The organism is Pseudomonas aeruginosa (assembly GCF_001457615.1).
GTDB classification, from domain to species: Bacteria; Pseudomonadota; Gammaproteobacteria; order Pseudomonadales; family Pseudomonadaceae; genus Pseudomonas; species Pseudomonas aeruginosa.
In genome coordinates, this window is sequence record NZ_LN831024.1 from 1,706,560 (window position 1) to 1,730,737 (window position 24,178).

The 24,178-nt window shown below is 63.5% G+C and carries 20 protein-coding genes, 2 tRNA genes and 1 pseudogene; 16 read left to right on the top strand and 7 right to left on the bottom strand.

All coding sequences use genetic code 11. The features are described 5' to 3' along the window. Positions 1-83 precede the first annotated feature (83 nt). The 5 genes from AT700_RS07935 to AT700_RS07950 all read left to right on the top strand — a co-directional run bounded on the left by AT700_RS07935 (position 84) and on the right by AT700_RS07950 (position 6,301). Positions 84-160 (top strand) — tRNA-Arg (locus AT700_RS07935). Between the two features lie 1,751 nt (positions 161-1,911). Continuing rightward, positions 1,912-3,060, top strand: coding sequence for a DUF6531 domain-containing protein (locus AT700_RS29235; RefSeq protein ID WP_167346311.1), 1,149 nt, complete (start codon positions 1,912-1,914; stop codon positions 3,058-3,060). 14 nt (positions 3,061-3,074) lie between these two features. Continuing rightward, positions 3,075-5,816, top strand: a complete 2,742-nt coding sequence (locus AT700_RS07945) for an RHS repeat domain-containing protein (protein WP_048520866.1) — start codon at positions 3,075-3,077, stop codon at positions 5,814-5,816. 8 nt (positions 5,817-5,824) lie between these two features. Beyond that, the gene (locus AT700_RS30135; RefSeq protein WP_023101810.1) at positions 5,825-6,064 is read left to right on the top strand and encodes a hypothetical protein; all 240 of its coding nucleotides are present in this window, start codon (positions 5,825-5,827) and stop codon (positions 6,062-6,064) included. A gap of 162 nt (positions 6,065-6,226) precedes the next feature. Continuing rightward, a tRNA-Arg gene (locus tag AT700_RS07950) sits at positions 6,227-6,301 on the top strand. 50 nt (positions 6,302-6,351) lie between these two features. On the opposite strand, the pseudogene AT700_RS07955 reads toward AT700_RS07950, so the two are convergent. Further along, positions 6,352-6,570: pseudogene (locus AT700_RS07955) on the bottom strand (hypothetical protein); the annotation flags it as partial. A gap of 420 nt (positions 6,571-6,990) precedes the next feature. Between AT700_RS07955 and AT700_RS29240 the strand changes: the two are divergent. The 6 genes from AT700_RS29240 (at position 6,991) to AT700_RS07980 (ending at position 13,487) form a co-directional block, all read left to right on the top strand. After that, complete coding sequence (locus tag AT700_RS29240) at positions 6,991-8,244, top strand: O-antigen polymerase (protein ID WP_003122406.1); 1,254 nt, start codon at positions 6,991-6,993, stop codon at positions 8,242-8,244. A gap of 673 nt (positions 8,245-8,917) precedes the next feature. Further along, positions 8,918-9,958 (top strand): aliphatic amidase, encoded by a 1,041-nt coding sequence (locus tag AT700_RS07960; RefSeq protein WP_003091756.1) that lies wholly within the window; start codon positions 8,918-8,920, stop codon positions 9,956-9,958. An 82-nt stretch (positions 9,959-10,040) separates the two neighbouring features. Next, positions 10,041-11,156 (top strand): AAA family ATPase, encoded by a 1,116-nt coding sequence (locus AT700_RS07965; protein ID WP_003098718.1) that lies wholly within the window; start codon positions 10,041-10,043, stop codon positions 11,154-11,156. Between the two features lie 25 nt (positions 11,157-11,181). Further along, positions 11,182-12,339, top strand: a complete 1,158-nt coding sequence (gene amiC / locus AT700_RS07970; protein ID WP_003452962.1) for an aliphatic amidase expression-regulating protein AmiC — start codon at positions 11,182-11,184, stop codon at positions 12,337-12,339. Then, entirely contained in the window at positions 12,336-12,926 is a 591-nt protein-coding gene (gene amiR / locus AT700_RS07975; protein WP_003098722.1) for a transcriptional antitermination factor AmiR, read from the top strand. Before amiC ends, amiR begins: the two co-directional genes overlap by 4 nt. A 42-nt stretch (positions 12,927-12,968) precedes the next feature. After that, positions 12,969-13,487 (top strand): AmiS/UreI family transporter, encoded by a 519-nt coding sequence (locus AT700_RS07980; RefSeq protein WP_003098725.1) that lies wholly within the window; start codon positions 12,969-12,971, stop codon positions 13,485-13,487. A 53-nt stretch (positions 13,488-13,540) separates the two neighbouring features. On the opposite strand, the gene lecB is transcribed toward AT700_RS07980, so the two are convergent. Then, the gene (gene lecB, locus AT700_RS07985; protein ID WP_003098728.1) at positions 13,541-13,888 is read right to left on the bottom strand and encodes a fucose-binding lectin LecB; all 348 of its coding nucleotides are present in this window, start codon (positions 13,886-13,888) and stop codon (positions 13,541-13,543) included. Positions 13,889-14,355: 467 nt separating this feature from the next. Between lecB and AT700_RS07990 the strand changes: the two genes are divergently transcribed. Continuing rightward, positions 14,356-15,414, top strand: a complete 1,059-nt coding sequence (locus AT700_RS07990) for an HlyD family secretion protein (RefSeq protein WP_003119629.1) — start codon at positions 14,356-14,358, stop codon at positions 15,412-15,414. A gap of 22 nt (positions 15,415-15,436) precedes the next feature. Next, positions 15,437-16,447, top strand: coding sequence for a DUF2955 domain-containing protein (locus tag AT700_RS07995; protein WP_003119630.1), 1,011 nt, complete (start codon positions 15,437-15,439; stop codon positions 16,445-16,447). A 4-nt stretch (positions 16,448-16,451) separates the two neighbouring features. Here AT700_RS07995 and AT700_RS08000 read toward each other — a convergent pair whose 3' ends face one another. Together AT700_RS08000 and dsdA are read right to left on the bottom strand one after the other, a co-directional pair. Continuing rightward, positions 16,452-17,330, bottom strand: coding sequence for a DMT family transporter (locus tag AT700_RS08000; protein WP_023128693.1), 879 nt, complete (start codon positions 17,328-17,330; stop codon positions 16,452-16,454). Between the two features lie 56 nt (positions 17,331-17,386). Continuing rightward, positions 17,387-18,733: a D-serine ammonia-lyase gene (gene dsdA, locus AT700_RS08005; protein WP_031634214.1), complete on the bottom strand. Its 1,347-nt coding sequence runs from the start codon at positions 18,731-18,733 to the stop codon at positions 17,387-17,389. 325 nt (positions 18,734-19,058) lie between these two features. On the opposite strand from dsdA, the gene AT700_RS08010 reads away from it, so the two are divergent. The 3 genes from AT700_RS08010 to AT700_RS08020 all read left to right on the top strand — a co-directional run bounded on the left by AT700_RS08010 (position 19,059) and on the right by AT700_RS08020 (position 22,441). After that, a complete protein-coding gene (locus AT700_RS08010; RefSeq protein ID WP_003119633.1) occupies positions 19,059-20,300 on the top strand; it encodes a glutamine synthetase family protein in 1,242 nt (413 codons plus the stop codon). A 183-nt stretch (positions 20,301-20,483) separates the two neighbouring features. Next, positions 20,484-21,788, top strand: a complete 1,305-nt coding sequence (locus tag AT700_RS08015) for an MFS transporter (RefSeq protein WP_003098737.1) — start codon at positions 20,484-20,486, stop codon at positions 21,786-21,788. Between the two features lie 41 nt (positions 21,789-21,829). Then, positions 21,830-22,441 carry a TIGR04282 family arsenosugar biosynthesis glycosyltransferase gene (locus tag AT700_RS08020; RefSeq protein ID WP_003113134.1) on the top strand — a complete coding sequence of 204 codons (612 nt, stop codon included), beginning with the start codon at positions 21,830-21,832 and terminating at the stop codon, positions 22,439-22,441. Between the two features lie 3 nt (positions 22,442-22,444). On the opposite strand, the gene flgZ is transcribed toward AT700_RS08020, so the two are convergent. From flgZ to flgM, 3 genes are read right to left on the bottom strand one after another with little or no spacing between them, the layout of a single operon-like run. Next, positions 22,445-23,236 (bottom strand): flagellar brake protein FlgZ, encoded by a 792-nt coding sequence (flgZ, locus tag AT700_RS08025; RefSeq protein ID WP_003119635.1) that lies wholly within the window; start codon positions 23,234-23,236, stop codon positions 22,445-22,447. 28 nt (positions 23,237-23,264) lie between these two features. Next, a complete protein-coding gene (locus AT700_RS08030) occupies positions 23,265-23,735 on the bottom strand; it encodes a flagella synthesis protein FlgN (RefSeq protein ID WP_003091733.1) in 471 nt (156 codons plus the stop codon). A gap of 54 nt (positions 23,736-23,789) precedes the next feature. Then, complete coding sequence (flgM, locus tag AT700_RS08035) at positions 23,790-24,113, bottom strand: flagellar biosynthesis anti-sigma factor FlgM (protein WP_003098742.1); 324 nt, start codon at positions 24,111-24,113, stop codon at positions 23,790-23,792. Positions 24,114-24,178: the final 65 nt, after the last annotated feature.

Genomic DNA, 24,178 nt, shown 5'->3' on the forward strand with positions numbered 1-24,178 from the left:
CTTGGTGGCAGTGGCATGACAAACGCTTTCTCTGCCGTTAACATGCCGCCCGGACGCGGCGCACCGCTCGCCATGTCCGGCGTGTCCCGGTAGCTCAATTGGATAGAGCATCCCCCTCCTAAGGGGAAGGTTGGAGGTTCGACCCCTCTCCGGGACGCCAAATATATCGGGCACTTACCGCAAATCGCTTCTCCTGGGCCAGTTCTTTGTCGGGGCATGGTGGGTGCAGTAAGCCTAAAAGAAAGCCCCGTCCTGAATCGCTCAGACGGGGCTTTTCCATGCCAGCTCAAATGTCTGTCGTCAGCGCCAGCAGGACAACCGGGTGGCCTGCGCCGCTCCCGGTAAGCTCGATCCTCGCTTTCCCTTCTCATCGCGACCTTCGCGCGCATCTTAATCCTCCGAATACCCTACCAAGCGCATCGCTGGATGCAGCTTCGAGATCTTTCACCTTCATCGAGAGCACGTCCTCATTGTGGTTTTCCGGGCAGTTCTAGCCTAGTGCCATTACGTCGAGGTTTGGGCTCGATGTGATGGTGTGCCTGAGGGCGGTGCCGGCAGATCGCATCCAGGCGGATGAGGTGCTGGAGATAGGCGGAATTTTCCGCCGATCAGGAGGGACCAGAAACTTTCCGGACTCTGGCCGTAGGGGGAGTGCGGAATCATTGCAGATCCTGGCCAAGCCATGCCGGAAAATCTTCCGGTACATGGCGGGAAAGTCTCCGGCACATGCGACGGGCACGCTTTTGTACCCGTATCGGGAGGGATCCCTCGGCGGTGGGTCCGACAAGGTAGGTTTTTCTCACTTTCCCCCATTAGTAGTGGTCGTGATCTGCGGTGCCTGACTGTCTCCTCAAAATTGTGGGCACGGTCGCGCGACCCTCTCCTGAAAATTCAGGAATTTCGTCCCCAGCTCAAAAGAACGTTTTGCGTCCTTTAGCCAGTGCGAGATACCGGGAGTTTTCCTGCATTGCAGGAGATCCGAACTGGCGATTTTCCGGTTTGGCCGGGGTGTCGTTTCATCGTCCTTGGGCATAGCGGGACGGTATCCTCATTGGCCGTCCTCCATTGGAGTTTTTGCCCCCGACGGTGGCCGCAAGGCAGGCCGACTGCTCCACCTCGTCCGAGGTCGGTAGATTCCTGGCTTAATCACCTTGGCCGCGCGCTTGCTCCCGTCTGGATCACGGACAGAAATTTGCGTAAACGCCGTCGGTTCTTAAGACTGGCTCACGGAATACAGTGAACATCTATACGAAACTCGACTGCCGGATATGATCGGCACTGGATTTGGGGCGAATAGTAAGCCGGGTAGATGATCGAGGGGGCTTCATTGGCGAACAGGGATGTGGCAGGAAATGGAGGTTCTTTGTAGGTGCTCATCAAATTCCGCTCGACTTTCTAACAGCGAGACGCGAGAGAGTGGGCTGGGCGCGCTAAGCACGTCCACGAATCACTCTGCACCATGTTTGTCCGGTTTCGCAGTTGCGGGCCGGGCTTTTTATTGTCCCGGAGAAAGGATAGATGAGAATTAAGACACGTATATCAGCCCTGAGGATGTCGCTTTTTATGGTGTGCTTATTGCCTTCGCTATTTTTTGCTCGGGACGTTAATGCAAAACAGTTTTATTGGGTTTTGGCATTTCCTTCTGCCGTTTCTGGGGGGAGCTACAGCTCACCGTCGTCGGCGTGCGCTGTTGTGTTCGACTATTTCAAGTCGAGAACTAACTGGATCGAATCCGTGGAGCCTGTGCGAAGAAATGACAGGACTTTTGATTGCTTTGCGCGCGGCACGGATCCTTCTGGAAGTGCGCACTCTGGAAATGTTGGAGCTATCTCTAGATTTGGCGATTCGTGTCCTTTAGGTGCTGAATATAATGCGGAAACAGGCAGTTGTGATTGTCGGTCAGGGTATGAAATGGATGACTCTGGCTGTAAGCTTCCAGATAAAAACGGCCCCGAAAAGGGACCGCCTCCACCAGAGGGCTGCGCAGGAAATCCGGTCAATATCACCAATGGCAACAAATACCAAGTTGAACACGACTTAAGTATTCCGATCCCGTTGAACCGGTACTACAACGGCCTGGACGGCTTGTGGCGTCATTCGTATTCTGCGCGTATAACCCGCAAGGGTGATGGCTTCCTACTCTACCGCGAAAACGGAAAAGCCTCGGAGTTCACGGGGTCGGGAAACGATCTAACCTCCATCACAGACCTGGGTAGACTCAGCCGGTTATCAGGGGGATTTATATATGCCTCCGAACTCAACGAAGTGATGGAGTTCGACCAGAATGGAATACTCACTAAACTCACCACCAAGGAAGGTCGCAAATATCGTGTAGAGCGAGGCGCTAATCTTACGATTGGCGACGAGCATGGCAACAAGCTCGTTCTCTCGGAGGGAGCCAACCATCAACTCCTTCGCGCTCAGACAGGGGGTATATCCATTGAGTACACATACGACAAGGAACAGCGACTCACATCGGTAACACGGACAGATGGGCAATACAGCACGAAAACACAGTACCTCTATGACGACCCGAGGAACATAAAACTACTTACAGGCATCCAGGATAACAATAATCGCCGCTTCGCCACCTGGGCCTACGACAACCAAGGCCGCGCCATCTCCAGCGAACACGCCAACGGCGCCGAAAAGGTCTCCCTCGCCTACAACGATGACGGCTCCACCACCGTCACCAACGAATACGGCAAGCAGGCCACCTACCGCTTCCAGGTGATCCAGGGCATCAAACGCATCGTCGCCATCGAAGGCGAACCCTCTCCCAACTGCCCCAGCAGCAATTCCACCTTCACCTACGATGACCAGGGCCTGCTCACCAGCAAACGCGACAACAACGGCAACCTGACCACCTACCAGTACAACGCCCGTGGCCTGGAGACCTCGCGCACCGAGGCCGCCGGCACCCCGCAGGCGCGCACCATCACAACCGACTGGCACCCGACCCTGTTCCTCCCGGTGCAGGTCAGCGAGCCCGGCCGGATCACCCGCTACCAGTACGACGCCGAGGGACGCAAGACCGGCGAGACCGTCACCACCCGCTGACAAGGACGACACCCATGCGCATCCCCCCATACTTCCCCCGTCTCGGCGCCCTCGCCCTGGCCTGCGCCCTGGCCCTGCCCGCGCAGGCGGCCGAGCGCGCCTGGAGCTACAGCTACAACGCCCTCGGCCTGATCGAGCGCGCCGACGGTCCGCGCACCGATGTGCAGGACGTCACCCTCTATGCCTACGACAGTCGCGGCAACCTGACCCAGGTGACCAACGCCCTCGGCCAGGTCACCCGCCTCGGCGACTATGACGAGCGCGGCAAGCCCGGCAGCATCACCGATGCCAACGGCGTCACCAGCAGCCTCGCCTACACCGGCGTCGACGGCTGGCTGGCCTCCGTCAGCACCGCCGGCAGCACCACCCGCTTCGACTATGACGCGGTCGGTCAGATCACCCGCGTCACCCGTGGCGACGGCAGCTGGCTGAGCTACGAATACGACGACGCACGGCGCCTGGTAGCGATCGGCAACAACCTCGGCGAACGCCTCGAATACGACGTCGACACCAAGGGCAATCGCACCGCCCAGCGCATCAAGGACGCCAGCGGCAGCCTGGTGCGCCAGCAGCAATGGGCCTACGACGAGCTTGGCCGGCTGCTCCGTGCGGTCGGCGCCGGCGGCCAGACACGCAGCTTCGCCTACGACCTCAACGACAATCCGGTCGGCGAAACCAACCCGCGCCAGTTCGCCCACAGCCAGGCCTTCGATGCCCTCGACCGGCTGGTCGGCCAGAGCGATCCCCTCGGCGGCAAGACCCGACTCGCCTACGACGCCCAGGACAACCTCACCGAGGTCAAGGACCCGCGCGGTGTCACCACCCGCTACGAATACGACGGCCTCGGCAACCTGACCCGACTGGTCAGCCCGGACAGCGGCACCACCACCTTCGAGCACGACGCCGCCGGCAACGTCATCCGCCGCACCGACGCTCGCGGTGCGGTCACCGAGTATCGCTACGACGCCCTCAATCGGCTGGTCGAGCGCCGCTCGCCGAGCGACCCGAGCCTCGACGTACAGTACCGCTACGACCTCACCGCCGACGGCAACAAGGGCATCGGCCGCCTGGGCGCCATCGATGGCGCTCGCGACAGCCTGGTGTACCGCTACGACGAGCGCGGCAACCTGGTCGAGCAGGTGCGCAGCATCCGCCTCGACCAGCAGACCCTGCTCGACCGCGTGACCTACCGCTACGACGCGGCCAACCAACTGCTGGAGATCGGCTACCCCTCCGGCCTCGCCATCGGCTACCCGCGCAACGCCGGCGGCCAGGTCGCCAGCGTGACCCTGGCAGTGGGCGACAAGGCGCCGAGCCCCCTGGTCGGGCAGATCGCCTACCTGCCCTTCGGCCCGCTGCAGCGCCTGACCTGGGGCAACGGCATCGCCCTCAGCCGCGAGTACGACCAGGACTACCAACTGCTGCGGCAGAAGGTCGGCCCCTGGCAGAGCGACTACCAGCACGATGCCAATGGCAATATCCAGCAGCACCGCCATAGCCTCTGGGGCACCCTGGACTACCAGTACGACCCGCTGGACCGCCTGACCGAGGAACGCGGCGTCCAGGGCGGGCGCAGCTATGCCTACGACGCGGTCGGCAACCGCACCCAACGCAGCGACAACCCCGCCTCAGGCGGCACCGCCAGCAGCCAGGACTACCAGTACGCGCCCGACAGCAACCGATTGACCGCCATCGGCGCGCAAGCGGTGACCAGCGACGCCGCCGGCAACCTCACCCAGGACCGCGCCGCGCGCAAACTGGCCTACGACGCCCAGGGCCGCCTGCAAAGCGTCAGCCTCGACGGCCAGCAGGTCGCCGAATACCGCTACAACGCCCTCGGCCAGCGCATCGTCAAGCTCACCCCCGAGAGCGTCACCACCTACCTCTACGGTCCCGACGGCCAATTGCTCGGCGAAGCCGAACACGACGGCAGCGGCCGGAAACTGCGAGCCCAGTACTACCTGTGGCTGGACAGCCTGCCGCTGGCCACCATCGACGCCGACTACGACGCCCAGGGCAAGGTCGGCAACCCGACCCTGCTCTACCTCCATGGCGACCACCTCGACACCCCGCGCCTGGCCACCGACGCCAGCGGCCAGATCGCCTGGCAGTGGCAGTCCGACGCCTTCGGCCGCGGCGAAGCGCTGAGCCAGGGCAGCACCCAGGTCAACCTGCGCTTCCCCGGGCAGTACTACGATGCGGAGAGCGGGCTGCACTACAACTACTTCCGCGACTATGATCCGGAGACTGGGCGGTATGTGGAGAGTGATCCGATTGGACTAAGTGGGGGAGTGAACACATACGGATATGTACAGGGAGCCCCCCTCAACCGTATTGATCCTTTAGGTCTAGCAGCAATAGAGATTGATATTCCTAAATCAGCATACGATTGGATACCCGAAAATATTCGATTACCTGCGGGAAGACTGTTAGGGGGAGCATTGCTGGTGGCTAGTATTTCCGGAGCTACGCCACAAGCTGACAGCGATACAAAAGAGCAAAACTGCCCAAAAGACTGCCCGCCGTGCAAGACAATTAGCGGCAGGATCATTCCTGTTGGAACCTTGGGCTATAGACCATTAGACATTATTCCAGACGACGAAATGCAACACGGGGTTTATGGATCTCATCACAACATGTTTGTTGCCAATCAGAACCCCAACAATTGCCGATGCTTCTGGCAGAAGAAAAACTACGTATTAAAACCTGAGCAGCTTCCGAAAAACGCAGTTCCAGTAGAGCCGTTTATAAACTGAGGTTACTCATGAGATATTCAAATGGAAAAAAAGTAGAGCTGGGAGACAAAATTGATCTTGGCGACGGAGATACAGCTATAATTGTCGGAATCATTGATGAGAATCTCTACTCAGAAGAATACCCCAAAAGTGATTGGGAATACTTAAAATCAGGACTATTGATGCTCACAAGAGACTCAACACTACTCCACTACCCAAAAATAGAAGACGAGATAAAACTAATAAGCAGAAAAAATCAAGTAAATTGAAGGTCTCCAACCATCTTTAAGACCAACTTAAACCTTGTCGCATTCCAGATGGTGTCTTTGATGCTAATTACGGCGAGCTTGCAAGCATGCTGGCAGGCTTAGTTAAGTCAAACCTCGATATCGAACTGGGGGAGCTGTGGCGCCGGCCCGGTCCCCTTTATGGTCCGTAGCTCAATTGGTTAGAGCATCCCCCTCCTAAGGGGAAGGTTGGAGGTTCGACCCCTCTCCGGGACGCCATTTCATGCTCTGCTCCAGCTTCCCTCGCCGCTTCGACAGTCCGCTTGCCGTCACTTTCTCCGATAGCTTTTCTTGCCGCCCGGCGTCAGGCAGTACACCCCTCCGCGCGGGCCCGTGCAGAACGAGCCGCTGCCACAGGCACAGCCCTGCGTCGTGCCTTGCAGACGCTGTACGGCGGGTTGTCCGGTACCTCCGCCGGCGTTGCCGAAGTAGGCCGCGCAACTGCGCTTCGAGGCGCTGATGGAGCCGTCGTTGCAGAGGAAGATATCGCAGAGAAAAGGGGACAGATTTATTTTTACTACTCTAATTTCAGCGACTGCGCCCACGCTGAACTACTCAAAGCAAATAACTCGCTAAACCATGCGCCCTTGCCTAGGCATCGCGAAATTCCTTTACGGCATCTGAACTGGAGTCTCCATGCTAGAAAAATTAGAGTGGAGAAAATAAATCTGTCCCCTTTATGGTCGTATGAGGAATGTTCGGGTGGAAGCGTTAAGATCACTAGCGCCGGGGCAGAATCTCTGACAGTACCTATGCGACCTACACCAATACTGATGGCACAACCCTGAACCTAACCGCAGGACGGTACGCCGAGCTTTGAAGCATGAACAGCTGGATCCTGAAGTGAATCGTAGCCACAGAGATGTGGCTATCGGCTACAATCGGCGCCTGTCAGTCTGGAGGATGCCATGTACGCGATGCTCACCGGTGCAACCCTGCTCATATTTGCAGTGGCTGCGAGGCTTCTAGCGCGTAGCGCCATACACCCCTCGGTCGCTATGCCTATCACCTGGGGGCTAGGTCTCATCGGTGTCAGTCTAGCATCGTTGATAGGGTTCTACCGTGTCGAGTCTGATGCACTGCTAATTTTTCTGTTTGGTGTGATGTCATTCTCCCTCTCCGCTGGGTGTTTCTCGTTTCTTTACAACGGTTACTTTCGTGCGCCGAGTTCAAATTTTCTGTTCGATAGCGAACTTCGGACCAGGGCGCTCGTAATCTTTTTCTGCTTGGCGCACATCGTATTTCTTACGGTAATTTATAGAGACTTGTCTTCTATAGCTCCAACACTGCGCGAGGCTGCGTATATGGCGCGCGCCCAGTCTGTATCCGGTGAGCCCGTTTTAAGCTCGCTCTCAATGAACTATTTACAGCTTGGACAGACCGTCATACCACTTGTGGTTTTACTATACTTGCGCGGTAAGTGTGGAGTCCTAGGCTTCTTGGCTATATCTGTTCCATGGATGGGGGTTATCTTGCTCGCAAGTGGTCGAGCATCACTTATGCAGATGCTTGTCGGGTTATTCTTTATCTACATACTTGTCAAGGGGAGTCCTTCTTTAAAAAGCCTTCTTGTAATAGGTTTGGCAATGTTTTTAGTTATTGCTGTTGGCGCTGTCGCTACATCCAAGATTCAATTTCATGAAGGTGATGGGATCTCGACTCTTTTCATAGAGCTCTATCGTCATGTGGCGGGATATGCTTTGCAAGGGCCTGTTCTCTTCGATAGGTACTATCAGGGCTCAATACATTTAGAGCCATATTGGTCGCCGCTAAATGGCTTTTGCAGCATATTGGCTACAGTTGGTCTCTGCCAGAAACCCCCTCTTCATCTTGACTTCTATGAGTATGCGCCTGGTGAACTCGGCAACGTTTACTCGATGTTCTTCTCAATGTATCCGCACTATGGCGCTTTGGGCGTAATAGGAGTGATGGCTCTGTATGGAATGCTTTGCTCTTATGCATACTGTAAAGCGAAGAAAGGTAGCCTATACTTTACAGTCCTTTCCTCGTACCTCTTTTCTGCCATTGTCTTTTCCCTGTTCAGTGACCAGATATCCACCTCCTGGTGGTTCTACGTCAAGATGACAATAATTCTTGGAATTCTGTGCTTCGTATTCAGGCGAGATCGAATGTTCGTGATCCGCCTTCCACAAGCTGGGTAATCATCAGTGGTTTGTATTGTGCTGTATATGGCTTTCGTTAGAAATCCCTCTCAAACTCCCTAGCATCTGCATCAATGGCGTCCCTCTTCGGGACGCTATGTGCCAAACTTCCGTCGTTCCGCGTTGCAGGAAAGAATATCTCCATACCATATCTCGTATGCATATGCGCCAACTCCATAAGGAGAGAAATTATTTGGCAATGAGCTAATATTCGAGTGAATTTCATGCTTCTTGCCGTTAATGTGTAGACAGTATTTATTACCTGGGCTCTACCTTGGGGACTCCCCGCATCGCTCCTGATGTCTCTGAGCTTGTTTTCACCTCTTGGGATTGCCTTGCCGCCTGTCTTCGTCACCATCGGGGCGCGGCAAGCGACTGTTTCCAGTGCCTGACTGTGTAGAATTCCCATAGAGGCTTGGTACGTCGCCCAGAAGGCTGGATGCTTCGGATGCCGTTTGCATACGCTTGTCACTTCCATGTTTTACATAACGATACATGAACCTTGACAGCTCCTTCCGACGGGGCTTATAAGTGGCGCCATCAGGTCGTGCGCATCAGCGTCGATGTCGCGGGACCGAACCTAACGCATACGCACAGAGCAAATGGGCTCTCCCGGGGTTACCCGGGAGGGCCTTTTTTCGTCCCGAAAAAATAACAACAAGAGGTGGTACCCATGCGTCACGGCGATATTTCCAGCAGCAACGACACCGTCGGAGTGGCGGTGGTCAACTACAAGATGCCGCGCCTGCACACCGCGGCGGAGGTCCTGGACAACGCCCGGAAGATCGCCGACATGATCGTTGGCATGAAGCAGGGCCTGCCCGGCATGGACCTGGTGGTGTTCCCCGAGTACAGCCTGCAGGGCATCATGTACGATCCGGCGGAGATGATGGAAACCGCGGTGGCGATCCCCGGCGAGGAAACCGAGATATTCTCCCGCGCCTGCCGCAAGGCCAACGTCTGGGGCGTATTCTCCCTCACCGGCGAACGGCACGAGGAGCATCCGCGCAAGGCGCCGTACAACACCCTGGTGCTGATCGACAACAACGGCGAGATCGTCCAGAAGTACCGCAAGATCATTCCCTGGTGCCCCATCGAGGGCTGGTATCCCGGTGGCCAGACCTACGTCAGCGAAGGGCCGAAGGGCATGAAGATCAGCCTGATCATCTGCGACGACGGCAACTACCCGGAAATCTGGCGCGACTGCGCGATGAAGGGCGCCGAGCTGATCGTGCGCTGCCAGGGCTACATGTATCCGGCCAAGGACCAGCAGGTGATGATGGCCAAGGCCATGGCCTGGGCCAACAACTGCTATGTGGCGGTGGCCAACGCCGCCGGCTTCGACGGCGTGTATTCCTACTTCGGCCACTCGGCGATCATCGGCTTCGACGGTCGTACCCTCGGTGAGTGCGGCGAGGAGGAAATGGGTATCCAGTACGCCCAGCTGTCGCTTTCGCAGATCCGCGATGCGCGCGCCAACGATCAGTCGCAGAACCACCTGTTCAAGATCCTCCACCGCGGCTACAGCGGCTTGCAGGCGTCCGGCGATGGCGACCGGGGCCTGGCGGAGTGTCCGTTCGAGTTCTACCGCACCTGGGTCACCGACGCCGAGAAGGCGCGCGAGAATGTCGAGCGACTGACCCGCTCGACTACCGGTGTGGCGCAATGCCCGGTCGGCCGGCTGCCCTACGAGGGACTGGAGAAGGAGGCCTGACGGCAGACGCCGCCAGCCCGGCGTGCCGTCGTGCGGCACGCCGTCTCCGCCATTTCCCCCTGTGGCAGAAGGAGTTTCATCCATGCCTTTTCTGAGCGACATGCTTGACCAGTCCCGCCGGCAGCAGGACGAGGAACAGGCCCTGGCGCGGGAGAATCTTGCCGAGGCAAGTCTGCTCCAGGCCCACCTGAGTCACCGCAGCGCCCTGCACAGCCGTTTCCGTTTCGACCCGGCGGCGGTGATGGACTGCCTGCGCGCCGAGGTGCTCGGCCAGGAACCGGCGCTACAGGCCGTCGAGGACATGCTCAAGGTGGTTCGCGCGGACATCGCCGACCCGCGCCGTCCGCTGTTCAGCGCGCTGTTCCTCGGCCCCACCGGGGTCGGCAAGACCGAGATCGTGCGCGCCCTGGCCAGGGCCCTGCACGGCGACGCCGAGGGGTTCTGCCGGGTGGACATGAACACCCTGTCCCAGGAGCACTATGCCGCCGCCCTCACCGGTGCGCCGCCGGGCTACGTCGGGGCGAAGGAGGGCACCACCCTGTTGGAGCAGGACAAGCTGGACGGCAGTCCCGGGCGCCCCGGCATCGTTCTCTTCGACGAACTGGAAAAGGCCAGCCCGGAAGTGGTCCATGCGTTGCTCAACGTACTCGACAACGGCCTGCTGCGGGTCGCTTCCGGCGAACGCACCTACCATTTCCGCAATACCCTGGTGTTCATGACCAGCAATCTCTGCGCCCATGAGATCCAGCGCTACGACGAGCGTCGCCAGCGCCTGCCCTGGCGCCTGCTGCCGGTCGGCGGCGAGCGCCGGCGGCGGGACATCGACGGGATGGTCCGGGCCCGGCTGCTGAAGACTTTCTCGCCGGAGTTCGTCAATCGTCTCGATAGCGTGGTCACCTTCAACTGGATCGAACGCGACGTCGTCGCGCGCCTGGTCGAGCTGGAGGTGCAGCGGCTCAACCGGCGCCTGGAGAAGCATCGCTGTCGCCTGGAGGCGACCCCCGAGGTGCTGGCGAAGATCGCCCGCGCCGGCTTCGACCGGCAGTTCGGCGCTCGTGCGTTGCGCCGCAGCGTCCGTCATCATCTCGAGGTACCGCTGGCCGAGCATCTGCTCGACCACCACCAGCCGGGCGACGGGAACTGCACGACCTACCTGGCGAGCCTGGAGCACGAGCGGGTTCGCTTCGTGCGGCGCTGAGCGACAGTCACAGGAGAGGAAACGGATGGGATCGCACCAGGAGCGGCCGCTGATCGGCCTGCTGTTCTCCGAAACCGGCGTCACCGCCGATATCGAGCGCTCGCAGCGCTATGGCGCATTGCTTGCGGTCGAGCAACTGAACCGCGAGGGCGGCGTCGGCGGTCGCCCGATCGAAACGCTGTCCCAGGACCCTGGCGGCGACCCGGACCGCTATCGGCTGTGCGCCGAGGACTTCATTCGCAACCGGGGGGTACGGTTCCTCGTGGGCTGCTACATGTCGCACACGCGCAAGGCGGTGATGCCGGTGGTCGAGCGCGCCGACGCGCTGCTCTGCTACCCGACCCCCTACGAGGGCTTCGAGTATTCGCCGAACATCGTCTACGGCGGTCCGGCGCCGAACCAGAACAGTGCGCCGCTGGCGGCGTACCTGATTCGCCACTACGGCGAGCGGGTGGTGTTCATCGGCTCGGACTACATCTATCCGCGGGAAAGCAACCATGTGATGCGCCACCTGTACCGCCAGCACGGCGGCACGGTGCTCGAGGAAATCTACATTCCGCTGTATCCCTCCGACGACGACGTGCAGCGCGCCGTCGAGCGCATCTACCAGGCGCGCGCCGACGTGGTCTTCTCCACCGTGGTGGGCACCGGCACCGCCGAGCTGTATCGCGCCATCGCCCGTCGCTACGGCGATGGCAGGCGGCCGCCGATCGCCAGCCTGACCACCAGCGAGGCGGAGGTGGCGAAGATGGAGAGCGACGTGGCAGAGGGGCAGGTGGTGGTCGCGCCTTACTTCTCCAGCATCGATACGCCCGCCAGCCGAGCCTTCGTCCAGGCCTGCCATGGTTTCTTCCCGGAGAACGCGACCATCACTGCCTGGGCCGAGGCGGCCTACTGGCAGACCTTGTTGCTCGGCCGCGCCGCGCAGGCCGCAGGCAACTGGCGGGTGGAAGACGTGCAGCGGCACCTGTACGACATCGACATCGACGCGCCCCAGGGGCCGGTCCGGGTGGAGCGCCAGAACAACCACAGCCGCCTGTCTTCGCGCATCGCGGAAATCGATGCGCGCGGCGTGTTCCAGGTCCGCTGGCAGTCGCCCGAACCGATTCGCCCCGATCCTTATGTCGTCGTGCATAACCTCGACGACTGGTCCGCCAGCATGGGCGGGGGAGCGCTCCCATGAGCGCCAACTCGCTGCTCGGCAGCCTGCGCGAGTTGCAGGTGCTGGTACTCAACCCGCCGGGAGAGGTCAGCGACGCCCTGGTCTTGCAGCTGATCCGCATCGGTTGTTCGGTGCGCCAGTGCTGGCCGCCGCCGGAAGCCTTCGACGTGCCGGTGGACGTGGTCTTCACCAGCATTTTCCAGAATCGCCACCACGACGAGATCGCTGCGCTGCTCGCTGCCGGAACTCCGCGCACTACCCTGGTGGCGCTGGTGGAGTACGAAAGCCCCGCGGTGCTCTCGCAGATCATCGAGCTGGAGTGCCACGGCGTGATCACCCAGCCGCTCGACGCCCACCGGGTGCTGCCTGTGCTGGTATCGGCGCGGCGCATCAGCGAGGAAATGGCGAAGCTGAAGCAGAAGACCGAGCAGCTTCAGGAACGCATCGCCGGCCAGGCCCGGATCAACCAGGCCAAGGCGTTGCTGATGCAGCGCCATGGCTGGGACGAGCGCGAGGCGCACCAGTACCTGTCGCGGGAAGCGATGAAGCGGCGCGAGCCGATCCTGAAGATCGCTCAGGAGTTGCTGGGAAACGAGCCGTCCGCCTGAGCGATCCGGGCCGACCAGAACAATAACAAGAGGGGTATCGTCATGATGCTGGGACTGGTTCTGCTGTACGTTGGCGCGGTGCTGTTTCTCAATGCCGTCTGGTTGCTGGGCAAGATCAGCGGTCGGGAGGTGGCGGTGATCAACTTCCTGGTCGGCGTGCTGAGCGCCTGCGTCGCGTTCTACCTGATCTTTTCCGCAGCAGCCGGGCAGGGCTCGCTGAAGGCCGGAGCGCTAACCCTGCTATTCGCTTTTACCTATCTGTGGGTGGCCGCCAACCAGTTCCTCGAGGTGGACGGCAAGGGCCTCGGCTGGTTCTGCCTGTTCGTCAGCCTCACCGCCTGCACCGTGGCGATCGAGTCGTTCGCCGGCGCCAGTGGTCCGTTCGGCCTGTGGAACGCGGTCAACTGGACAGTCTGGGCGTTGCTCTGGTTCTGTTTCTTCCTGCTACTGGGGCTGTCCCGCAGCATCCAGAAGCCGGTGGCCTACCTGACCCTGGCCAGCGCCATATTCACCGCCTGGTTGCCCGGCCTGCTGCTGCTCGGGCAGGTGCTCAAGGCATAGCAGGAAGTCGGAAAGGGATGGCGGCTTGCCGCCATCCCGTCCCTTCCGAACTCCTAGCCGAGCGGCCAGTTGATCACCACGACGGCGTCGTTGTAGTCGTTGTCGGTGCCGTCTTCAGAGCCGACCAGGGCGAAGTTCAGCTCGTTGGTCAGGATTACCTGTGCCGAGACCAGATCCGAGGGGCGGCCGTTGACGCTGACCTGGACCTGTACCTTGCCACTGCTGCCGGAGTTGAGCACCTGGGTGCCGATGACGGCGTTATTGGTGCTTTGCCCGCTGAAGGTCGCGGCCGTCTCGTTGTTGACCAGCACGTTCACCGTCTGGGTTCCGGACGAGTTGGCGAAGGCGGTGACGCCGAACCGGGTGTTGGCGGGAAGGGTGAACACTCCTTGTGTTGCCATGGTGTATCTCCACTGAATACCTGGCCTGCCTTTTCAGGCAGCCGTCTGGCGCGCGGTATGGCGTGTCGGGAGAAATCCGCAGTCCTTGGCGGCAGGCGATGCGCAGGCAGGAAGGACGCATCGTTCAGCCAATCTACGCCGTCGACCGGGCGCGACCACTGCTAGAGTTCGCAGGAGGGCTACAGGGGTGTCCTGGCACTGGCGATGCATGGCCCGGTGCCGGACTGCGGCAGCGGCCTGCCGTGCCGGCTCGTTCGATTGTTACGCTGTCTGTAACGATCTATTGCCGATGCCGGCAGGCCAGGGGCGATTGTCTCGAAATATACTGCGTCACCTGGTCGCCGCAGCGGCGACGGCTACCCACTGGCCGTCGTCCGGGTCGCCGGTTCCATCCCGGCCGCGCCAACCCCCGCATTCAGGCCCCGCTGCGGCGACTGCATTCCCGCTGGATTCGAGGCTCGTACCCTATGACTCCCGATCAACGATTTGCCCGTTGGGTTCAAGTCGCTATCGCGGTATTCGTGTTGCTGTTCGTCTACTTCCTGGTCGCCGACCTGTGGATGCCGCTCACCCCGCAGGCCCAGTTGACCCGGCCGGTGGTGCGCGTCGCGCCGCGTGTCAGCGGTCAGGTCGCCGAGGTGCTGGTGTCCAACAACGGCCACGTGCAGCCCGGCGAAGTATTGTTCCGCCTCGATCCCGAGCCTTTCCGACTGGCCGTGCGCCAGGCCGAACTGGCACTGGAGGAAGCCGAGCGCACCAACCGCGAACTGGATGCCGCCATCGCCTCGGCCAAGGCCGACCTCCTGGCCGCGCGCAGCAGCGCCGGCGAGCTGGACAGCGAGGCGCGCCGCACCGCCCAACTGGTGCAGCGCCACCATGTGTCGCAGCAGATGCACGAGCAGGTCAGCGCCCAGGCCCAGGCCGCCCGTGCCCGGGTCGCCGCGGCCCAGGCGCGGATCGGCGAGCTGACCGCGCGACGCGGCACGGCCGGCGAGGACAACCTGCGCCTGCGCCAGGCGCGCAATGCCCTGGCCCAGGCTCGTCTGCAACTGCAATACAGCAGCGTCCGGGCCGACCGCGCCGGGACCCTGAGCAACCTGCAACTGACCCCGGGCACCTACGTTCCGGCCGGAACGCCGGTGGCGGCGCTGGTGGACGACCGTATCGACATCGTCGCCGACTTCCGCGAGAAATCGCTGCGCTACGTGCGCCCTGGCGACCGTGCGGCGGTGGTGTTCGACGCGCGTCCCGGCGAAGTGTTCGGCGCGCGGGTGGCGGCCATCGACGCCGGGGTCAAGGAGGGCCAGTTGGACGCCAACGGCGACCTCGCCGCGCCGGTCACCTCCGACCGCTGGGTCCGCGACGCCCAGCGCCAGCGCCTGCACGTGGTGCTCGACGAACTTCCCGAAGGCCTGCTGCCCACCGGTGCCAAGGCCACCGTGCAGCTCTATCCCGGCGACGGCCTGAGCCATCTGCTCGGTCGCGCGCAGATCGTCGCCATCAGCCTGCTGCACTACGTCTACTGACGCCATGCCGGCCAAGCTCGCGATGTCCGCCAACGACCTGCGTCAGTGCCTGCGCATCGCCGGCGGCGGCACCCTGGGGTTCTTCGTCTGCAAGCTGATGAACTGGGACTACGGCTCGTTCTTCGGCGTCTACCCGATGCTGCTGCTCGGCCTGACGCCGGTGATCAACCTGCACATCGTCCGCCAGTTCCTCGCCAACTCCGTGGTGATCAGCGTCGAGGTACTGGTGCTGTACGGGTTGTTCGGCGACCGGCCGCTGCTGATGACGCCTATCGTCTTCGGCCTCTTCGTCTACCGCTTCGCCCTGATGGCGCGCGGCCCGCTGTTCTTCTTCGGCGCACTGAGTTCGGTGTTCCTCTCGATGCTGCTGCACTTTGCCAGCTATCCGGACGTCGATCTGTTCGACATGCTCGCCAGCAACATGGTTGCCACCTGGCTGACGGTGGCCATCGCCGTGCTGATGTTCTACCTGTTCCCCGACGTCGAACCGCGGCCGCCGCGCCAGGCGCCGGCCAAGGACGCCCCCAGCCGGCGCCACGAGACGCTGCTCGGGGCCACGGTGGCGACCCTGTCCTTCGTGGTCTTCCAGACCTTCGACCTGAAGGACTCGCTGTCGGCGCAGATCGCCTCGATCCTGGTGTTGTTTCCCATGCACTGGAAGGGCGTGCACTTCGCTGGGCGCATCCGCGCCCTCGGTACGCTGCTTGGCTGTGCGCTGGCGGTGGGCTTGCAGGTGCTGCTCTACGATCACTACGACATCCTGCCCTTCGTCGCCCTGTTGCTGTGGATCTCGGCGATGTTCTGCGCGCGCATCCACATGCTGGAGAACGGCGTACCGGGGATCGGTTTCGGCGCGCTGACCACCCTGGCGATCGTCCTCGGCCAGTACCTGACGCCAACCCACGACATGATGTACAGCGTGCTCTACCGATTTACCTCGGTGTGCTTCGCGGTGCTGATCACGCTGATGACGGTGCTGGTGATCCACCTGTTCCTCAACCGCTTCGCCGCCACCCGGCACTACAGCCACTGAGGCCTCAGGCGCGCCGGCCCGGCCAGTTGACCAGCGCGACGCCGAGCATCACCAGCAGCATGCCGCCGATCGCCGCCGGCGCCAGGCGCTCGTCGAACAGCAGCCAGGAGGCCAGCGCGGTCACTGGCGGCACCAGGTAGAACAGGCTCGCCACCTTCGATGCGGCGCCATGCCGGATCAGCGTGTAGAGCAGGCCGACGGCGCCGAACGAGAGTCCCAGCACCAGCCAGCCGAGGGTCAGCACGAACGGCGTGCTCCACTGCACCTCGCGGCTTTCGAAAAGCAGCGCGGCGAGGCCGAGCAGGGCGCCGCTGGCCAGGTACTGGACGACGCCGCCGGTGCGCAGGTCCATGCCGCCGCAGAAGCGCTTCTGGTACAGCGTGCCGCAGGTGATCGCCGCCAGCGCCACCAGCACCGCGGCCCAGGCCAGGCCGTCGGCGCCACCGTGGATGCGGCCGAGCACCACCAGGGCTACGCCAGCCAGGCCGAGCGCCAGTCCCAGCCATTGCCGGCGGCTGACCCGCTCGCCGAGCCAGATGCCGGCCAGGGCCGCGGTAGCCAGCGGTTGCAGGCCGACCAACAGGGAGGTCAGGCCGGCCGACATGCCGTGCTCGATGGCGAGGAACACCCCGCCCAGGTACAGGCCATGGACCAGCAGGCCGGCGACCGCGACATGCCCGGCCAGCCGTGCCGAGCCCGGCCAGGGCGCACGGCTGAGCAGGGCGAAGGCGGCCAGCAGGGCGGCCGCGAGGAGCAGGCGGATGGCCAGGAAGGTGAAGGGCTCGGCGTACGGCAGGCCGAACTTGGCGCCGAGGAATCCAGTGCTCCAGAGCAGCACGAAGAGCAGCGGCATGCCGCTGCCGAGCCAGGCGGGTGTGCGCATGCAAGGTCCTCGTCGGGAGGTGGCGGGACGGTCGTGGCGCCCCGCGCGTGTCGGTGTCAGTCCAGCAGCGAGCGGCCTCGCTCCAGGTAGGCGCGCATTTCCGCCTCGGGCACCATGCCGCCGCCGGTGGCCCAGACCAGGTGGGTAGCATTGGCCAGGCGCGCCGAGGTCAGCCCCATGCGTTCGCGATAGCCCTGCGGCTCACGGGTGACCCGGGCGATGCCCGGCGCGCCGGCCAGGGCCGAGGGTTCCAGGCGGATGCCCTGGCTGCGCTCGAGCAAGGCGAGCAGGCGGAACAACTCGTCGTCGTCCACCGTGTAGTAGCCGTCGAGCAGGCGCTGCATGGCGCGGCCGACGAAGCCCGACGGACGCCCCACCGCCAGGCCATCGGCGGCGGTGCGGTTGTCGATGCCGAAGTCCTGCACCGAAACCTGCTCGTGGCGGCCGGTATAGACGCCGAGGAACATGCAGGGCGAATGGGTCGGCTCGGCGAACAGGCAGTGCACCGCGTCGCCGAACGCCAGCTTGAGGCCGAAGGCCACCCCGCCGGGACCGCCGCCGACCCCGCAGGGCAGATGGACGAACAGCGGGTGCTCGCTGTCGACGCGGATGCCGGCGGCGTCCAACTGGCCGCGCAGTCGCTCGGCGGCGACGGCGTAGCCGAGGAACAGGTCGCGGGAGTTTTCGTCGTCGACGAAATGGGTGTAGGGATCGCCGGCCGCTTCGCGGCGGCCCTGTTCCACCGCGACACTGTAGTCGGAGGCGTACTCCACCACCGTCACGCCGTGGGCGCGCAGCTTGTCCTTCTTCCACTGGCGGGCGTCGGCGGACATGTGCACGCTGGCCTGGAAGCCCAGCGCGGCGCCGATGATGCCGATGGAAAGGCCCAGGTTGCCGGTGGAGCCCACCGCTATCCGGTGGCGGGCGAAGAATGCCCGGCAATCCGCCTCGGCCAGCCGCGAGTAGTCGTCGTCGAGGCCGACCAGGCCGTGCTCCAGGGCCAGGCGCTCGGCATGGGCGAGCACTTCATAGATGCCGCCGCGGGCCTTGATCGAGCCGGAGATCGGCAGGTGGCTATCGCGTTTCAGCCAGAGCCGGCCGGGCAGTTCGGCGGCGTAATGCTGGCGCAGGGCATCGTGGAAGGTGGCGACCTCGACCAGGTCGGACTCGATGATGCCGCCGCTGGCGGCGGTTTCCGGAAACAGCCGGGCGATCAGCGGGGCGAAGCGCTGCAGGCGGGCGCTGGCGTCGGCCACGTCGGCGGCGCCGAGGCCGACGTCGGCCAGGGCTTCGGCGCTCGGCGCGATGGCCGGGTTGAACCACTCGCTCGGGCGCAGGGCGATGAGGTCGGCCAGGCGCGGGAATTCGGCGAGCCAGTCGGCCTTGGATGTTCCGAGAATCAACGGCAGTACTCCTGTGGCGGGTAGGGCGGCGAAGGCACAGAGGATATACGCCTGGCCGGCGTTTTTCCTCGTACCCGGCAGGCAAGGCAGAACGCCTCTGCGGCGAAAGGCTTTGCACACGCGAGAATGTGCCGCATGCTTGATATCTTGAACAAGCGATGCGTATTTTGTACGCGGCCGCCGCCCGGTGCGGCATCCGCGATACCAACAAGGATAAGAAGTCATGACTATCGAAGGCCAAGGCTCACTCGCCGAACGGCTGGCTGGAGTTGAAGAAATCGAATGCGTCACCCCCGACCTCAACGGGGTGCCGCGCGGCAAGGTGATGACCGGCGAGGGCTTCCTCAGCGGCCGGCGCCTGCAGCTCGCCCGTGGCGTGCTGCTGCAATGCATCATGGGCGGCTACCCGCCGGCGCGCTTCTATGGCAGCGACGATGGCGACCTGGCGCTGGTCGCCGAGCCGACCCAGGTCCATCGCCTGCCCTGGAGCAACACTCCGCGCGCCTTCGCCATCTGCGATGCGCAGGAACTGGATGGCACGCCGTCCGGGCTGTCCACCCGCGGCCTGCTCAAGCAGGTGGTGGCGCGCTACGCCGCCCACGGCTGGCAACCGGTGGTGGCCACCGAACTGGAGTTCTTCGTCTTCGCCCCGAACACCGATCCCAACGAGCCGTTCCAGGCCCCGCTGGGGCCGGATGGCCGGCGCGAGCTGGGCTATTCGGCCTTCAGCGTGTCTTCCAACAACGGCCTGCGGCCGTTCTTCGAGGACGTCTACCGCTGCATGGATGCGCTGGGCCTGGTGCGCGACACCTTCATGCACGAGATGGGCACCAGCCAGTTCGAGATCAACTTCCTGCATGGCGACCCGGTCCTGCTGGCCGACCAGACCTTCCTGTTCAAGCACCTGCTCAAGGAGGTCGCGCTCAAGCACGGCCTGATCGTGGTGTGCATGGCCAAGCCGCTGGCGAAGACGCCGGGCAGCTCGATGCACATCCACCAGAGCATCGTCGAACTGGACGGCGGGCGAAACATCTTCAGCGAAGCCGATGGCGAGCCTTCCGCCGCGTTCCGCCACTTCATCGGCGGCCAGCAGGCCTGCCTGGCGGACTTCACGCCCTTCTTCGCGCCGCATGTGAACTCCTTCCAGCGCCTCTGCCATCCCTACGCTTCGCCGAACAACGCCTGCTGGTCCCACGACAACCGCGCCGCCGGCCTACGCATCCCGGCCAGCGGAGCCTCCGCGCGGCGCGTCGAGAATCGCCTGCCGGGCGCCGACGCCAACCCTTACCTGGCCATCGCCGCCAGCCTGGCCGCCGGTCTCTACGGCCTGGAGCACGAACTGGAGCCGAGCCCGGCGATCCAGGGTGAGTTCGAGGTACCGGAGGAGTTGACCCTGCCTTGCACCATGTACGACGCCCTGCGGCGCCTGAAAGGCAGCGCGCTGGCGCGCGAACTGTTCGGCAGCGAGTTCGTCGAAGGCTACGTGGCGACCAAGAGCATGGAGCTGACCAGCTTCTTCGACGAGATCAGCCCCTGGGAGCGTCGCGTCCTGGCAGCCCAGGCCTGATCCACCGTGGTACTTTCCTAGCCCTGTGTCACCCCCTGCCGCCTCGCGGCGGCAGGGTCGTGGTGTCGGGTGCCGGCTTCGGCATCCCGCGTCCTGTCCCGGGGCCTCCCCGGGACTCCAACGCTGTGCGAGCCGGGCAGTCCGCGAGCGGCGCCGGCTCCCTTGTACGGGACCGGAGGTCCGATGCGGCGGATTTTCTTCTCTTTTCGCGCTCTCTATTTCGCTACCCTGCTGATGCTCACCGGCTCCGGCCTGCTCAGCACCTACCTGGCGCTGCGCCTGGCGGCGGACAAGGTCGACGGCCTGTGGGTCGGCGCGCTGATGGCAGCCAACTACTTCGGCCTGGTGCTGGGCGGCAAGGTCGGTCACCGGCTGATCGCCCGGGTCGGCCACATCCGCGCCTACGTCGCCTGCGCCGGGGTGGTCACCGCCGCGGTCCTCGGCCATGGCCTGCTGCCCTGGCTGCCGGCCTGGATCGCCTTGCGCATGGTGATGGGCCTGGGCCTGATGTGCCAGTACATGGTGATCGAGAGCTGGCTCAACGAGCAGGCCGATGCCAGCCAGCGCGGCGCGGTGTTCGGCGGCTACATGGCGGCTTCCTACCTGGGCCTGGTGCTCGGCCAGATGATCCTGGTGGCGCATCCGCAACTGGGGCCGGAGTTGCTGATGCTGGTGGCCTTCTGCTTCGCCCTGTGCCTGGTGCCGCTGGCCCTGACCCACAAGATCCACCCCGCAGCGCTGCGCCCGGCGCCGCTCGAACCACGTTTCTTCATCCGCCGGGTGCCGCAGTCGCTGACCACCGTATTGGTCTCGGGGCTGGTGGTCGGCTCCTTCTATGGCCTGGCGCCGCTGTATGCCAACCAGTTGGGGTTGCCCAACGAGCAGGTCGGCCTGTACATGGGCGCCTGCATCTTCGCCGGGCTGCTGGTGCAGTGGCCGCTCGGCTGGCTGTCCGACCGTCGCGACCGCGCCTGGCTGATCCGCGCCTGCGCCATCCTGCTGTGCCTGTTCGCCTTGCCGCTGGCATTGTTGCAACAGATGCCGCTGGCGTTGCTGCTGGCCCTGGGAATCGCCGCGAGCATGTTGCAGTTCACCCTCTATCCGCTGGCAGTGGCCTTTTCCAACGACCATGTGGAGACCGAGCGACGGGTTTCGCTGACCGCCATGCTGCTGGTGACCTTCGGCGTCGGCGCCTGCATCGGACCGCTGGCGGCCGGCGCGCTGATGCGGCTGTTTGGCGCTAACATGCTATATGCGTTCGTCAGCGCCTGCGCGCTGATCCTGGTCTGGCGGGTCCATCCGGAGAAGGTCAGCGGCCTGCACCGGGTCGACGACGCGCCGCTGCACCACGTGCCGACCCCGGACAACATGACCAGCTCCCCGCTGGTCGCGGCGCTCGATCCGCGGGTAGACGAACAGGCGGTGCAGGAGCAGATGGTCGATGGCGAGCCCGACGCGCCGCAGGCCGACGGTGCGACGCAGAACTGAACTCCGCTCGCCGCGGGAGCCGATAGGCAGGAGAGGTTGCGATGAGTCCGACGCTTTCCCTTCACCTGATGGTGCGCAACCTGCCGCCCGGGCAGCGGCGGCCGAAGATCGCCCAGGCCATCGGCGAGGAGAGCGCGGGACGCTTGCAGCGGGTATTGCTGGAACGCGCCCTGCGCCTGCCCGATCGCGGTTTCAGCGCCCGCATCCTCTGGTTCGACGACGATCTGGACAGCGATCTGCAGGCGCTGGCGGTGGCATTGGGCTGGAGCCTGATGAGCCAGCCGGCCGGCGACCCCGGCGAGCGCATGCGGCGTATCGCGGCGCTGGGGTTGGCGGAAAGCGAGGCGGTACTGCTGATTCGCCACGACTGCCCGGTGCTGGACGGCGACTACCTGGAAGCGGCCTGCACCGCCCTGGGCCGCCACCAGGCGGTGCTGGGGCCGGTGGAGCGGGGCGGCTACGCGCTGCTCGGCCTGACCCGGGTCGACCCGCTGTTGTTCGAGTCGATGCCCTGGGGCGGAGACCGCCTGCTGGCGCTCACCTGCGAGCGTCTCCGGCAACTGGGCTGGGAGCATCACCTGTTGCCGGCGCTCTGGGACGTCGACCGTCCCGAGGACCTGCCGCGCCTGGCGGCGCTGGGGCTGGTCCTGTGAAACTCAGAACAGTTCGTCTTTCTCGAAGCGCCGCGCTTCGCGCTGTAACTGGTAGACGAAGCGATCCACCTGACGCTGGGCGAGGCCGCTCATCTCGCTGAAGCGGACGCCGGCGAAGGTCGCGTCGAGCTTTTCGTCGAAGCGCACGTGACGCAGTTCGATCGCGCTACTGATCGCGCCCTGTGGCAGCTGGGCGCTGAAGTCTTCGTAGATCTCGCCGGGATGCAGGCGTTCGGCGACATTGCCGGCGAAGCGCAGCTTGGCGCCGGTGGCGGAGATATCCAGCAGTTGTCCGCTCAGCGGCGCGCGGAGTTTCTCCCCGGCGATTTCCGCGGCGATCGGCTGGCTCTGCTTGATGCTGGCGCGGTAGGCGTTGCGGCGCTGGTGGTAGAGCACTTCGGCGGGAAGGGCGGCCCAGTAGCAGGGAACGCCGTCGTGTTCGCCGAACTGCACCGGGCGCTCGCATTCCCAGGCGATACGCACGCCTTCGTGGAAGGCTTCGACGCGAAACGCCTCGCCATTCTGCAGGAAACGTTCGCCGGTGTTGGGGATGAGTTCGTCCAGCGCGACCATCCCGCGGTCGCGGTCGATGTCCACCAGGAAGCTCTGGAAGCGCTGGTTGCGATCGGCAAAGGTGATCAGCAGGGAGTCGCGGCTATCCTGCAGCAGGCGCAGGTTGGCCTGGATTTCCACGGGGGCCTTGAGCACCTTCGGGGGTTGCGGCCCCGCTTCTTCGACGAACGGGTTGGGCACCTTCAATGCTCTCCTGGGGCACGAATGCCTCAATGATAGCACTGTGCCTTGATACGTGTGCTGGTCGGGTTCAGGCCTGGCTGAGCGGGCGTTGCCGGCTGCTCGAGGCGGTGCCGCCGCGGCTGTCGTACAGGCTCGGGGCGTCCTGGCCGCGGAGGATGTTCAGCAGGCTGCCGGTGGAAGCCTGGTTGGCGCGGATGATCCGCCCGTTGCGCAGGTTGGCCTGCTGGCAACGCTCCAGCAGTTCGCCCAGTTCGTCGCCGCGCGCCAGCAGCTCGGCGCCATCCGCACGCTCGCGGGCGTAGCGGGCAAGGCCTTCGCGGTCGAGGGAAACGCCGGCTTCGCGGAGGATTTCCGCGCGGGCCCGGCCATTTCGCTCCAGTTGCTGCATCAGTGGCTGCTTGGCCCCGAGAAGCTGTTGCAGGACCGGCAGCTCGCGCCGTTCCAGGGCCTGGAATTCTTCGTCGACCAACTGCAGGAGTTGGCTGGCGTGGCCGATATCCTCGGCGAACAGATCGAGCAGGGTAGGGGAGTCAGGCATCTCGGGCTCGGGAGTTCATTCGGCGTCCAATGTCCTCCAGCGCGTCCTTCGAGGTCAGCGCTGGGATTCGAAGTCGAGCAGCTTGCTGGCAACACGCTCGCTGTCGACCTGATAAGTGCCATCGGCGATCGCTTGCTTGATCCGGGCAACCTTATCGTTGTCGACCACCGGCAGGGTCTGCAGCTGGTCCGTGACTTTCTGCATGTTCTGGGCGGTTTCGCTGATCTGCACCGACTCGCCGCTCTTCGGAGCGGAAGTCGCGGCCTGGCCTGCCTTGTCGGCGCCAGTGGCGTCGGGACGCCCCGCGGCGGTGCTGCCGGTACGGCCGGTGGTGGCTGGCGTGCTGCCGGGATTCAGCCGGTTGAAGTCGATGACCATGGTTGTAAACCTCGAAGGTATTGGACGCTTGCCTAGCTTTTCGGCGAAGGCTTGAAAAACTTTAG

Excerpts from the sequence above, each read along its gene's own strand:
- AT700_RS29235 (WP_167346311.1), top strand. The coding sequence starts at position 1,912 with ATGGATGACTCTGGCTGTAAGCTTCCAGATAAAAACGGCCCCGAAAAG.
- AT700_RS07945 (WP_048520866.1), top strand. The coding sequence starts at position 3,075 with ATGCGCATCCCCCCATACTTCCCCCGTCTCGGCGCCCTCGCCCTGGCC.
- AT700_RS30135 (WP_023101810.1), top strand. The coding sequence starts at position 5,825 with ATGAGATATTCAAATGGAAAAAAAGTAGAGCTGGGAGACAAAATTGAT.
- AT700_RS29240 (WP_003122406.1), top strand. The coding sequence starts at position 6,991 with ATGTACGCGATGCTCACCGGTGCAACCCTGCTCATATTTGCAGTGGCT.
- AT700_RS07960 (WP_003091756.1), top strand. The coding sequence starts at position 8,918 with ATGCGTCACGGCGATATTTCCAGCAGCAACGACACCGTCGGAGTGGCG.
- AT700_RS07965 (WP_003098718.1), top strand. The coding sequence starts at position 10,041 with ATGCCTTTTCTGAGCGACATGCTTGACCAGTCCCGCCGGCAGCAGGAC.
- amiC (WP_003452962.1), top strand. The coding sequence starts at position 11,182 with ATGGGATCGCACCAGGAGCGGCCGCTGATCGGCCTGCTGTTCTCCGAA.
- amiR (WP_003098722.1), top strand. The coding sequence starts at position 12,336 with ATGAGCGCCAACTCGCTGCTCGGCAGCCTGCGCGAGTTGCAGGTGCTG.
- AT700_RS07980 (WP_003098725.1), top strand. The coding sequence starts at position 12,969 with ATGATGCTGGGACTGGTTCTGCTGTACGTTGGCGCGGTGCTGTTTCTC.
- lecB (WP_003098728.1), bottom strand. The coding sequence starts at position 13,888 with ATGGCAACACAAGGAGTGTTCACCCTTCCCGCCAACACCCGGTTCGGC.
- AT700_RS07990 (WP_003119629.1), top strand. The coding sequence starts at position 14,356 with ATGACTCCCGATCAACGATTTGCCCGTTGGGTTCAAGTCGCTATCGCG.
- AT700_RS07995 (WP_003119630.1), top strand. The coding sequence starts at position 15,437 with ATGTCCGCCAACGACCTGCGTCAGTGCCTGCGCATCGCCGGCGGCGGC.
- AT700_RS08000 (WP_023128693.1), bottom strand. The coding sequence starts at position 17,330 with ATGCGCACACCCGCCTGGCTCGGCAGCGGCATGCCGCTGCTCTTCGTG.
- AT700_RS08010 (WP_003119633.1), top strand. The coding sequence starts at position 19,059 with ATGACCGGCGAGGGCTTCCTCAGCGGCCGGCGCCTGCAGCTCGCCCGT.
- AT700_RS08015 (WP_003098737.1), top strand. The coding sequence starts at position 20,484 with ATGCGGCGGATTTTCTTCTCTTTTCGCGCTCTCTATTTCGCTACCCTG.
- AT700_RS08020 (WP_003113134.1), top strand. The coding sequence starts at position 21,830 with ATGAGTCCGACGCTTTCCCTTCACCTGATGGTGCGCAACCTGCCGCCC.
- AT700_RS08030 (WP_003091733.1), bottom strand. The coding sequence starts at position 23,735 with ATGCCTGACTCCCCTACCCTGCTCGATCTGTTCGCCGAGGATATCGGC.
- flgM (WP_003098742.1), bottom strand. The coding sequence starts at position 24,113 with ATGGTCATCGACTTCAACCGGCTGAATCCCGGCAGCACGCCAGCCACC.